This window comes from Butyricimonas sp. DFI.6.44 (assembly GCF_022132345.1).
GTDB classification, from domain to species: Bacteria; Bacteroidota; Bacteroidia; order Bacteroidales; family Marinifilaceae; genus Butyricimonas; species Butyricimonas muris.
This window is the reverse complement of sequence record NZ_JAKNJD010000016.1, coordinates 97665-109846: the sequence shown is the minus strand read 5'-3', so window position 1 is coordinate 109846 and position 12182 is coordinate 97665. Positions and strand designations below refer to the sequence as shown.

Sequence of the window (12182 nt, the reverse complement as noted above, 5' to 3'; positions counted from 1 at the left end):
CGTACTGCTGATAGTTATTTGATTATACAAAACAAAAGTACTATATTTGTCATACAAATCGGGGAATAAATCTAAGGTTTGAATAAGTGTATGATGATTAATTTTGACGAATATATCCGCAATGGAGAGCCTGACAAGAAAGAAAAGGCTTCAGCTTGGAAAACCGCTATTGGGCTTCAGGCTGTAGATGGTTTACAGACCTCCGACTACTTGAAGGATACAGCGGTTAAACATATTGAGGGTGATATTAGCATTGATGAAGTGAAAGCACTTATCTATGGATATTACCAATCTAAGACTGTTCGTACTCCGAATGATGAAGATACAGAAGAAGCGGACAAGGTTTCAGCCAATATAGCCCGAATCTTGAATGAGAAGTCATTTGCTTATTCTGTAGCAGGTTTTACTTCTATTCATCGGCGACTATTTGAAGGCGTGTTCAAATTTGCGGGTAAAATTCGTGACTATGATATTACAAAGAAGGAATGGGTGCTTCGTGGCGATACGGTGCTGTACGTTAATGCAGAAGATTTGCATAGAGCTATAGAGTATGATTTGGAACAGGAAAAGAACTTTTCTTATAAAGGATTGTCTTTGGATGAGGTGGTGGCACATATAGCCAAATTTGTTTCAAATCTTTGGCAGATACATCCATTTGGTGAAGGGAATACCCGAACAACGGCTGTATTCACGATAAAGTATCTGAGAAGCATTGGTTTCGATGTGGATAATGATTTGTTTGCTGAACACTCTTGGTATTTCCGCAATGCATTGGTTCGTGCCAATTATCGTAATGTGCGTAAAGGCATTGAGCCTGATATGGGTTTCTTAACACGGTTCTTTAGGAATTTGATGATGGGCGAACATAATGAATTGAAGAATCGGTATATGGTTGTGAATCCTCCATCAGAATGGATTGAGGAACAACACCCGACAAGCACCCGACAAGTACCCGACAAGTACCCGACAAGTTCTGCTACAATACAAACCCTGATTCGTGTATTGGCTGAGCGGCAACTATCAATTAAGGAAATGCTTGCGGCCATGAATTTGAAAGACCGGGAGAACTTTATAGCAAATTATTTGAATCCTGCCATGAAAGAGGGTTTTGTTGTGATGCTCTACCCTAATAATCCTAAACATCCAAGGCAAAGATATCTGTTAACGGTAAAAGGATTGGCGGTTTATAATTCTTTGCCAAGTGATTCTTGATAGATTTTAGATTTATGATTTACGATTTTGGATTGAGTTTCATGCTTTGAGTTTGGCTATGATTTTTCGTTCCATTTCTATTCCCTTGTGTTAGTAATAGTGTTATTCTTCCAGCAAAGATACATTTTTTCGATGATATAACTTGATTCCTGTTTTTTTATAAAAAAATATTTGCTCTGCTGTCACCCTTTTGTCTTTTTTTGTAGATTATATATAAAAAGCGAACGTGAATGAGAGAAATTGAAGATATATTGGTTGATTATTTCGGGGGTGAGGAATTGTCCGCGAGTGATTCGGCGAAGCTTGAGAAGTGGCTTCAGCAAGGGGATGGTGCAAGGATTGTTCAAGTATTGGACGGAATGCGGGTGGGAAAAACGTTGCAGGAAGAGTTGGAGCGGGATGCCGAGGCGGGAATGGAGGCTATCCGACGTAGGTGGAGAAGGAGAAATCGGCGGCGTAATTTGTGGTATGGTGGGGCTGTGGCTGTCGTGGCGTTGCTCCTGCTCGGTTTGATGTTCTTGTTTAAAAGTCTCGTGGTGGAGGAGAGGGCGAATACCTTTGCCGATGAATGTACTTTGGTGACGTTGAAGCTGGATAACGGGAAGGTTCTTCCGTTGCGTGCGGACCGAACAAATGAGGTGATCGTGGAGGATAGTTTCAAGCGTATAGAAAATGATAATAGTACGTTGATCTACACGAATGATGGAGTCAAGGAGAAGAATGAGGAGGTGGCGTATCACACGATCACGGTTCCCGTGGGAGCGGAGTACCGGGTGCTTTTGGCGGACGGAACAAAAGTTCATTTGAATGCGGATTCGGAATTTCGTTTCCCGGAGGTGTTTTCTGGGGAAAATCGGGAAGTGTATTTGAAGGGGGAAGGTTATTTCGAGGTGGCTAAAGATTCGGCAAAGCGGTTTATCGTGCACGCGTTGAACATGGATGCGACGGTGTTGGGGACTTCTTTTAATATTAAGGCTTACCCGGAGCAGGATGATATTATCGCTACGTTGGAAGAAGGACGGTTGCAAGTGGATTGTGACCATGATCAACGTTTTGAGTTGCAGGCGGGGCATCAGGTGGTGTTTAGCAGGGTGACGGGGAATGCGGAGAAAAAGAGTGTGACGACGATGTATTATACCTCGTGGAAAGATGGATTCTATTGCTTTAACGGGGAGGTTTTGGAAAATATCATGGACGTGCTGGCGAAGTGGTATGGTTTGGAGGTGTTTTATTTGGATGAAGCATTGAAGAACAATAAGTTTTCGGGACGATTGAAGCGGTATGATGATTTTCTTTATTTATTGGATAAGTTTGAAGAAACCGGAAATGTTGAATTTATAATAAAAGATAAAGTAATCACGGTAAAAAGAAAAACAGGTTGGAAATAAGGCTCCCAACCTGATAACCATATACTTCTTGATTTTGAAACGGTTAAAAAGTATATTTTTATTTACTAACAAGCAAAAATATGGAGAAAAAACGAATGTGTGTCAATCTTAGGCGATTGATTTTGTATCGAAAAATGTTAATTAACATGAAATTGTTGAGTGTGTTGATGTTAGGTTTTTGTATGACGGTTCATGCAACAACCTTGTCACAGGAGGCAAAGGTTTCTTTACATGTGGAAGAAGCCTCTTTGAACGATGTGTTACAAGAAGTGGGTAAACAAGTTGCTTGCGATTTTCTTTATGATTTGAATTTAATGGAAGGGAAAGTCGTGAAGAATTTGGACGTGAAGGACAAGGAGTTTTTGGTTTTTCTGAACGATCTGTTACCTCGTTACGGTCTGATGTATTCTTATGACAACAATATTGTTGTTATTAAGGTTAAAGAGGAGCCCAAGGACGAGAAGAAGATGCTCATCATCAGGGGAAAGGTCACGGACGAGAAAAAAGCTCCGCTTCCCGGGGTGACGGTAGTGTTGAAGGGAACGAGCCGGGGAACCGCAACGGACATGGAGGGAAGATATACTCTGCCTGTGCCGAAAGCGGATGTTATCGAGGTGATATTCTCTTTTTTAGGAATGGAAACGCAGACCGTGGCGTACACCGGGAAGGATACGATTAATGTGGTATTGAAAGAGTCATTGAATCAATTGGATGAAGTTGTCGTGGTGAACACGGGGTACGAGCAGGTGGACAAGCGTAAATTGACGAGTGCTATTACCTCTATTAAAGCAGATGATATTCGGGTTCCCGGGTTGAACACGATTGATATGATGTTGGAAGGACACGTGCCGGGTATGATGTTCCTGCAGAATTCCGGACAGTTGGGAGCCGCACCGCGGTTGAGAATCCGGGGAACTTCCACGCTGTTGGGAAACCAGGAACCGTTGTGGGTGGTTGACGGTATAGTCCGAACCGATCCGGTGGACGTGGACCCGACACAGTTGAACGATTTGGACTTCGTGAACTTGTTAGGTAACGCGATTTCAGGGTTGGACCCGGAGAGTATCGAACAGATTGACGTGTTGAAGGATGCTTCGGCTACCGCTATTTACGGGGCTCGTGCCGCGAATGGAGTTATTGTGATCACGACGAAAAAAGGTCGGAAAGGTGCCCCGTCGGTATCTTATGCTTTGTCGGGAACTTTTACAAGACGTCCGCATTATGGCGACCGTAACGTGTATATGATGAATTCCAAGGAGCGAATCGCTTATAGCCGGGAGATGGACGCGGCTTTGTTGGAGTTCCCTTCTTTCAAGAGTTGGGTAGGGTATGAAGGTGTTATGCGGGATTATTACCAGAATCGTATCGATTTCAATGAAATGAACCGACAGATTGGTTATTTGGAACAATTGAACACGGATTGGTTCGGTTTATTGGGGCAGAATTCTTTCTCTCACAAGCACACGATCGGTGTATCCGGTGGTGGTGAAAACGTGACCTATTATGCTTCTATCGGTTACAATGATGCCAAAGGGACCACGAAACGGGAGGCGAATAAAAGCTATACGGCAAACATGAGTATGTCGGCTCATTTTAATCGATTCTCGGTTCAGGCGGGCATGGACGCTAACGCGCAGGAAAGGGAATACACGCCTCAAAAGGTGAACGTGATGAATTATGCTTATCATACTAGCCGTGCCGTACCTGCCACGAACCCGGATGGTTCTTATTGGTTTTATAAAAGAGGTGACTATGCCGGTTCTTATTTTAATATCTTGAACGAGGTGGAGAATAGCTCGTACGATATCAATCAATATTCGTTCAATTTTAACACGACAGTGGGTTACCAGATTATTGATCCCTTGAAGTTGAGCGCGACGCTGGCTTATGGTTTTTCGAATTCCAATCAAGAAACTTGGTATGGTGAAAAATCTTATTATATAGGGAATTTGCGTCAGGAAATAGAGGGGGCTACCGCAGATGGTAGTGCGACTAATTATTGCCCAATGGGTGGTGAAATAGAGAAACAAAGCGATCAGAAACATAACTATATGTTGCGTTTGCAGTTGAGTTACGCTCAAACTTTTCAAGAGAGCCACAATTTAAGTGCTATGGCGGGTTTTGAAGTATCTTCGTCAGAATCGGATCAATTCAAGCATATCCAGAGAGGGTATATGCGTGATCGGGGAGGGGTTGTTGCTAAACTTGATGATATAGGAAAATATACCAACTTTGTAAGATGGATGAATAATAATCCTTCCACTCGCAGGTCGTTGAAATCGAATTTGTTGTCCGGGTACGGGAGCGTGTCTTACGCGTATAAAATGTGGTACGTGTTGAATGCCAATATTCGTTTCGACCAATCCAATCAATTCGGTAGCAGGGCTAACGAAAAGCTTGCCCCGATCTGGTCGTTCTCCGGTCGATGGAATGTTAAGGAAAATATTTTGGAAGGGGCGGATTGGATCAATGAACTTTCTCTCTTGGCTTCTTATGGTTATCAAGGGAATATGTTAGCTTCTGAGAGTTCAAGGCTGGTCGTTTCGAAAGAGGGGTCTACCAATGCCGGGGGTGAACTTTATGCCAAAATTATGACCTATCCGAATCCCGATTTGAAATGGGAAAAAACTTCTTCCACCAACGTGTCATTGACATTTTCGCTCTTTAAAAGGAAATTGAACGGTACGGTGTCTTATTTCTACAAAAAGACCAGAGATGCCTTCTTGACGAAGACTATTTCAACTGTGAACGGACGGTCGTCATACACGATGAACAAAGGAACCGTGGAGAACAAGGGTACGGAAATTTCCTTGAAAATTGTGCCGCTTGATTTCCGTTCAACCGGAAATGTTCGAGGATTTCATTGGTCGATTGATCCTCAGCTCGGCTCGGTATTGAATCAATTGCTTAACAAAAAGAAAGTGAAAGACAATTCTTTACAGGATACGCCGACTTACGATAAATATTTGAAAGGAAGCGTGCTTGTCGTGGGGCGTCCGGTGAATACGTTTTATTCTTACCGTTTTGCCGGTTTGAGTGAACGGGATGGTCGACCGATGTTCTATAATACCGGTTCGATGGTGAATGGAGAAACAGAAAGAGGTTGTTACGTGGATGCTAATGGTCTGCCCTTGTTTGATATTAACGAGGAAACGAAAAAGAATGCGGTGGACTTGAGAGAAAAATATCGCGATATGGAACGGGAAGACGTGTTTATGGAAGTAATGGAACATTCAGGAACTCGCGTGCCGACAATTCAAGGTGGAATCAGTAATACTTTTTCTTATAAAGGAGTCACGTTATCATTTAACTTGGCGTATAGCTTGGGATCGAAAGTTCGCTTGTTGCAAATGTATCCTAATGTGAATAAAATAAATGGGTCGATTGCCCCAATTCCAACCGAGAATGTACGCAAAGAATTCGCAAATCGTTGGCGTCAGCCCGGTGACGAGAGATACACGAATATTCCCGGGGTATTATCAGGGCTTCAATTTACTAGATCGTTGTTCGAGCCTTGGTGTGATAATAATGATTACAAGTTTGCCGATAATATCTGGCAAATGTATGACAATTCGAATATTCGGGTTGCAAGTGGCAATTTCTTGAAGATGCAATCGCTTTCTTTGCGTTACCAGTTTACGGATGGTTTTTGTCGGAAATTCTTTATAAAATCGGCTTATATCGGTTTTGCTTGTACGAATCTGTTTATGATTTGTGATAAGAAGCTGAAAGGACAGGATCCTGCCACTCAGTCGGGAAGTGCTCCTGAGTTGAATATGTCATTGCGTCCGACGTTCTCGTTTAATTTGAATGTTTCATTTTAGTTGATGATTATGAAGAAGATTTTATATTTAATTGTATTTCTGGCATTCGGATGGTCTTGTAGTGATTTTTTGGAGGAGGATGCACAAAATTTGACCTATGTGAATTCGATCAATGATTTGGACCAGTTGTTGATTGGAGAAGGGTATGCGATAGCATCTTTTGATGAGTGCAGCAATTGGAATGGTTCGGTACCTGCTTGGATGCACCTTTTGGATGATGATCTGCAATATTGTAGTGCGGGAATGCTGGGGAATGGCGATAATCAGTCATGTTCTGCAATTTATGGTTGGCAAAGAGAGCCTTGGAAAGGTGGTTTAACAGATGATGACCGTGGTTCCACGGAGAATAAGGCATGGAGTGAATTGTATCAGTATATCAATGCGTTGAATGTTATGCTGTATGAGGCGAAAGAGTTCAAGAATGAGCCTGATTATAATCGAATTAAAGGAGAGGCTATGTTTTTGCGTGCCACGTATTACTGGTGGTTGGTCAATATCTATTCGAAGGCTTATGACGTGAAAACAGCAGATAAAGACCCGGGAGTGCCTTTAAAGTTGACTCCCTATGTGGAGGATTATGAGGAAGAGGGCGGATTTTCCAGGGCTAGCGTGGCCGAGGTGTATGGGCAGATTGTTGCCGATTTGAAAGATGCCGTTCAATTGCTTTCTGGATACGGGAGAAAGTCTGTTTATCGTGCCTCAATGGAGGCTGCCCGCTTGTTTTTAAGCCGAGTTTATTTGCACATGGAGAATTACGAGGGAGTGATTAATGAGTGTGATACGTTATTGCAAAATAATGTTTATCGGTTGGATGATTATACTTTAATCGAGAGTGCTTCACAAAGTCTGATAACGAGTCATTCGCCGGAAGTAATATTTTCTCAAGGAGGTTATCGGTTACGGTATTTTTTGGGGTCAGGTTCCATAAGAGGAGCGGAAATCACTTGGGAAGGTGGCGGCCTGCAGCTGTTGAATCCATTTTATGGTATTTCCGATGATTTGAAAGATGCTTTTAATGACAATCGTTTAGTGCCGGACCAGTCACAGGATAATGATTTTCGTTATAAGGTGGGGATGGCTTATGTAGAACTTACTGATTGGAGTAGTATGTTGCCTGTAACAATGCAATATTTGTTACCAGCCAAGTTAAAGAAATGGGATGATGGTGGGGTATCCGATGTTTTTACATTACGTTTGGCAGAAGTTTATCTGAATAAAGCGGAGGCGTTGGCAGCCGTGGGACGTGAGGAGGAGGCTAACCAATTGTGGCAGGAATTACGTCGGTATAGAATAGCGGAACCGGAAGCTGTTGCGCTGCATGGGGAGAATTTGATGACGGCTATTCGTGCGGAGCGTAGGTTGGAATTTAATTTTGAAGGATTCCGGTGGTTGGATTTACGTCGATATGCCGTGAATAGCAAGTATCCGCAAAAGAAGGAAATAACTCATATTTGGCTTTGGGGAGGAAAGGCGGAGTTAGGAATTTCAGCGGGAGAGGAGACTTATGTTTTAGCTCCCTATGGAGAAGATCCGGCTTGGGTGTTTCCTATTCCGGCCGAAGAACATCGTTTGAATAGTCGATTGGAACTCAATGAAGAACGTGAAGAAAGAAAAGCGGTAAAATAGAATTAATATTAGGTTATGAAGATATTACATTATTTATTATTAGGTGTTGCATTGTGTTTTGTGGCATGCAATGATGATGATGATAAAAATTTATCTCCCACGGGAGAAACAAATTGGTTCGCCTTGGAAGATTCGGATGACGAATTGGGGCATTTGGCTTATGAGATTTACAAGGAAACGGGTGTTACTATTTTTTATAACGATACAATAGCCAAAGTTCAGCGTGGGATGAATGCGGCAGGAGAACCGATGTATCGCTACGAGGTTTTGGGGGTTAATTATGATGTGACCACTCACTATGCATACTTGTACCCGTTACTTACGGATCGGGATAAGATAAAGAAAGGGATGGAATTTTTACGTGATGAAGTGATACCGGAATTGCTGAATGGAGCTTCTCCTTGTAGTTTTTTGTTGGTTGATTCTTTAATAAATAGCAATAATGCTAATAAAAATACACTTTATTTGAAGGACGTATTTAAAGCAAGAAGAACAACTTGTATCGCTTTGTATGAGAAGAAGACAGAAATAGATGAAAAGAGCTTGAGCGCAGCTATATTGGCGGAAGAGTACGCGGCTTATATGAATAGGATGGGATCCGATAAACTGACCGTTTTTTGTTCTTTTTCCGTGGGGAAAGTAAATAAGGTTATGGATAAATCGTTGTATGGAGTGCCTATGAAAAAAACGGATAAAAATACGGATTGGGATGAGGATTGTCGTAAATTCGGTTTTTTGTCGTATGATAAAGGAAAGACATTTACAGTAGATAAGAAGACCGGTAAACTAACAGCATATAATTGTCCTACGATAATTCAGGATATTGCCGATTACGTGAAAGAAGTGTTGCTGGGAGATGATGCGGCGTTTGAAGAGAAGAATGGTGAGTTTAAACTGTGTATCGAGAAATACAAATTGATGAAATCAATTGTAGCGGAATTGCAGGAAACACTTGGAAAACGGTCGAACGAATGATGAGGTTGGGAATAATCTTTGGGCTTATATTTTGGGCGGGATGTACCACACCGGGTACTTGCCGGATGGAGTTGACGGGCGAGGTTGAAGGGTGTAAATACGGAACGGCACTTCTTGTGAGTGCCGATTCCGCTCGGAATATTCTTTTTTCTTCCGAGATAGATAGAGGTAAAATCTCGTTGAAAGGAAATTTGCCGGAACCGGGAGAGTATATATTGAAAATAAATCACTTGGAATATCCTTTACTCTTGGAAGAGGGGAGGACGAAGGTCGCTCTTGATATTATGAGTGGTAGGGTAGAGTTGACAGAGGGGAAGGTGATGGAGATGGAACAGTTGTTCGGGAAATGGATGGAGGAGAAATATAAACCGTTACAGGAGCGAATCGGACGGGAGTATTGGGAGGCGCGGAAACACCCGGAAAATAAAGCTGATTTGGATAAAAAGACATTCGAGTATTTTGGTCTGGAAAAATTGAAATACGGTGTTGTTCGTGATTTTATACAGGCGTATCCCGATGGTGTATTCTCGGTGTATCAGGCGTTGGAAATGCTGGATAGGGATTACGAGCGAGGAATGGAAATGTACGCGTTGCTCTCGCCAAAAATGCAACAGTCTACGTTGGGGAAACGATTGTATGCAGAAACTCAAGTGTTTGCAGCTTCAGCCTTGGGACGTGAAGTTCCCCCGATCGAGGTGGAAACGGAAGAGGGAAAGGCAGAGGTGATAGAGCATTTCCCGGGGATATGGGTGCTCGATTTTTGGGCATCTTGGTGCGGACCTTGTCGTCAGGAAATGGTTTACTTGAAAGAGATGTACCCGGAGGTACATAAACTCGGTGTGAATATGATTAGTATTTCCATGGATGATAAGGTGGCGGCTTGGAAAAAAGGGAACGCGGAGGAACAGATTCCTTGGAAAAGCGTGCGGAATAAATACGGCTTTAAGAGTGATGCGGGTATTTGTGGGCAGTTAAAATTTAATAGTATACCTTACATTGTTTTGGTAAAAGACGGTCGTATTGTTGCCCGTAATTTGAGAAGGGGGCATTTGAAAAAGAAAATCATGGAGTTGTTACAAGAATAGTACGAGATGAGAGTATATTTTATTGGTTGTATATTATTGGTTTCTTGTTGGTTGATGCCACTCGCCCTTTTCGCTCAAGAAGAGGGGCAGTTACTGGATGCTCTTCCCAAAGATTCTGCCCGGAGCGTGCGGATTAGAGAGATAAAGGCGGTTTTCGCGAATGTCGGTCATTTAATGGAAAAAGAGAGAAACGCGAAACGGGATAGTTTGCAGGGGGTGTTGGAGCGTTTGTACCCGGGATTTGATTTGGATTGCCCGGATATGGAGTTGTTGCCTCAAGAGATGATGGTGGAGTTGATTGAGGATTATTTCAAGGTGTATGATGTGGTGCGAATGAACGTGAGCAAGTATTCATATGTGTTGTTTAACGTGAAAAGCGAGAAAGTGCGTAATGCTTACGTGCTACCTTACGTGAGGAGTGCATTCGAGCAAAGGGGATACGGGAAGGAATTGGCTGAGGTTTGCGAGAATGTGCGCTGGTGTTCCAAGACTCCGGAAACCGTGAAAGAGGTGGAAGCGTTGGTGAAGCAATACCGTCCGCTTCAGGCGGGGGCTGTTGCTCCAGAATTCGAGTTGGAAAACCGAAAGGGGGAGAGCGTGAAACTCTCTGGTTTCAAGGGTAAACATGTATTTATTGGAGTCTTTTCGGCAGAAATGGATGAGAACGAGGCAATAAGTCGATTCGTGGATTTACCCGATGAATATAATAATACAGATCGGTTCGTGTATCTCTGTGTTTGTTTGGGGAAAGCGGATGCACGGGAGGCGTGGAGAAAACAGGTGGGTGATAAGGCGGGTAAAGTAGACTTCCTTTTCTGTGACGTGGAAAGGTGCTCTTTCGTGCGGGATTATCGTATATCCCGGTTGCCTCGTTACGTGTTTGTCAACAAGGATGGTTCTTTGAGAGATGCCTGGTATATAGCTCCCGGGATGCCTGAGTTTTCTTATCAATTTGGAGATAAGGCTCCAGTGAATCTGCTCGATATGTTGAAGTAAAATAGAAATTGTTTGGTTATGAGATTAGTGATAATAGCTATACTGTTGTATTGCGCGTGGGGATGCTCAGAAGCCGGTGGATATTGTTTTACCATGAAAGGGCATGTACCGGGTATGAAGTATGGGACGGTGTTTATTCGCACGAATGATACCGAATCACGTGTTTTGGCTTCTGCGGATTTGGATAATTATGAGTTCATTTTGAAGGGGGAGTTGGAGGAACCGGGATGTTATGTTTTGCAGGTAAATGACAAGAAAATGACGGTTCTATTGGATGGACAAGAGTTGGTTGCAGAATTTCTTGAAGGAGCTCATTTGAAGAATTTGAAAGGCTCGCCCGCTCAAGACTGTTTCAAGAAATATGAAATGGAGATGGGAAAAAAAGTAAGCGAGATGTCGGAAAAGAATGTTAATGTGGAAAATATATTTTCGTTTGCAGCTAAAGATGAACTTCAACAGTTGAGGTTTAAGGAAACTTGTATTTTTATAGAGAAGAATCCGGATAATATAGCTTCTGCCCATATTGCCCTGACGGAGATGAAGAACGATTACGATAAGGGTATAAAGATGTATGAATTGTTGTCGGAGAGAGTGAAGCGGTTGGAGATAGGCAAGGCGTTGAAACGGAAATTGGAGCGGGTGGAAAGTGTGGCTAACGGGAAGAAATTTCCCGAAATAGAAGTGTGTTCGATAGCAGGAGATTCGTTGACATTGAAGGATTGGGGCGGAAGCGTGTACGTGATTGATTTTTGGGCATCTTGGTGCGGTCCCTGTCGGGAGGAGCTTCAATATTTGAAGACGTTGTATAAAGAATTGGAGGGGAAAGGCGTGAAGTTCGTGAGTGTGTCGTTGGATAATTCGCCGAAGGCTTGGGCTCGAGCCAATGCGGAAGAGAAGTTGGAGTGGTTAAGTGTTCGTAACCGGTACGGGTTTGATTTGGAACGAGGAATATGTAAAGCTTTGGATATTAGAAGTATTCCTTTTATCGTGGTACTAGATAAAGATGGAACTGTCGCAGGGAAATCTTTGCGTCGAGAAGTTTTGCGGAATAAATTGTTGGAGATGTTAAAATAATG

General features: G+C 42.8%; 8 protein-coding genes. All 8 read left to right on the top strand.

Going from position 1 to position 12182, the window contains the following annotated elements:
* Positions 1-93: 93 nt before the first annotated feature.
* The 8 genes from L0M98_RS19815 (at position 94) to L0M98_RS19780 (ending at position 12180) form a co-directional block, all read left to right on the top strand.
* Complete coding sequence (locus L0M98_RS19815) at positions 94-1212, top strand: Fic family protein (protein ID WP_227217417.1); 1119 nt, start codon at positions 94-96, stop codon at positions 1210-1212.
* 230 nt (positions 1213-1442) lie between these two features.
* Positions 1443-2600, top strand: a complete 1158-nt coding sequence (locus L0M98_RS19810; RefSeq protein WP_227217346.1) for a FecR family protein — start codon at positions 1443-1445, stop codon at positions 2598-2600.
* Positions 2601-2746: 146 nt separating this feature from the next.
* Positions 2747-6424, top strand: a complete 3678-nt coding sequence (locus L0M98_RS19805) for a SusC/RagA family TonB-linked outer membrane protein (RefSeq protein WP_227217347.1) — start codon at positions 2747-2749, stop codon at positions 6422-6424.
* A 9-nt stretch (positions 6425-6433) separates the two neighbouring features.
* Positions 6434-8050 carry a RagB/SusD family nutrient uptake outer membrane protein gene (locus L0M98_RS19800; RefSeq protein WP_227217348.1) on the top strand — a complete coding sequence of 539 codons (1617 nt, stop codon included), beginning with the start codon at positions 6434-6436 and terminating at the stop codon, positions 8048-8050.
* 15 nt (positions 8051-8065) lie between these two features.
* On the top strand, positions 8066-9025 hold the full coding sequence (locus L0M98_RS19795; protein WP_227217349.1) for a hypothetical protein: 960 nt from the start codon (positions 8066-8068) through the stop codon (positions 9023-9025).
* The gene (locus tag L0M98_RS19790; RefSeq protein ID WP_227217350.1) at positions 9022-10110 is read left to right on the top strand and encodes a TlpA disulfide reductase family protein; all 1089 of its coding nucleotides are present in this window, start codon (positions 9022-9024) and stop codon (positions 10108-10110) included. Before L0M98_RS19795 ends, L0M98_RS19790 begins: the two co-directional genes overlap by 4 nt.
* 6 nt (positions 10111-10116) lie before the next feature.
* Positions 10117-11106, top strand: a complete 990-nt coding sequence (locus tag L0M98_RS19785) for a TlpA family protein disulfide reductase (RefSeq protein ID WP_227217351.1) — start codon at positions 10117-10119, stop codon at positions 11104-11106.
* A gap of 18 nt (positions 11107-11124) precedes the next feature.
* Positions 11125-12180, top strand: coding sequence for a TlpA disulfide reductase family protein (locus tag L0M98_RS19780; RefSeq protein WP_227217352.1), 1056 nt, complete (start codon positions 11125-11127; stop codon positions 12178-12180).
* Positions 12181-12182: the final 2 nt, after the last annotated feature.

What these genes read in the sequence shown, in the direction of transcription:
- L0M98_RS19795 (WP_227217349.1), top strand. Translation starts at nt 8,066, where the DNA reads ATGAAGATATTACATTATTTATTATTAGGTGTTGCATTGTGTTTTGTG.
- L0M98_RS19810 (WP_227217346.1), top strand. Translation starts at nt 1,443, where the DNA reads ATGAGAGAAATTGAAGATATATTGGTTGATTATTTCGGGGGTGAGGAA.
- L0M98_RS19785 (WP_227217351.1), top strand. Translation starts at nt 10,117, where the DNA reads ATGAGAGTATATTTTATTGGTTGTATATTATTGGTTTCTTGTTGGTTG.
- L0M98_RS19815 (WP_227217417.1), top strand. Translation starts at nt 94, where the DNA reads ATGATTAATTTTGACGAATATATCCGCAATGGAGAGCCTGACAAGAAA.
- L0M98_RS19800 (WP_227217348.1), top strand. Translation starts at nt 6,434, where the DNA reads ATGAAGAAGATTTTATATTTAATTGTATTTCTGGCATTCGGATGGTCT.
- L0M98_RS19805 (WP_227217347.1), top strand. Translation starts at nt 2,747, where the DNA reads ATGAAATTGTTGAGTGTGTTGATGTTAGGTTTTTGTATGACGGTTCAT.
- L0M98_RS19790 (WP_227217350.1), top strand. Translation starts at nt 9,022, where the DNA reads ATGATGAGGTTGGGAATAATCTTTGGGCTTATATTTTGGGCGGGATGT.
- L0M98_RS19780 (WP_227217352.1), top strand. Translation starts at nt 11,125, where the DNA reads ATGAGATTAGTGATAATAGCTATACTGTTGTATTGCGCGTGGGGATGC.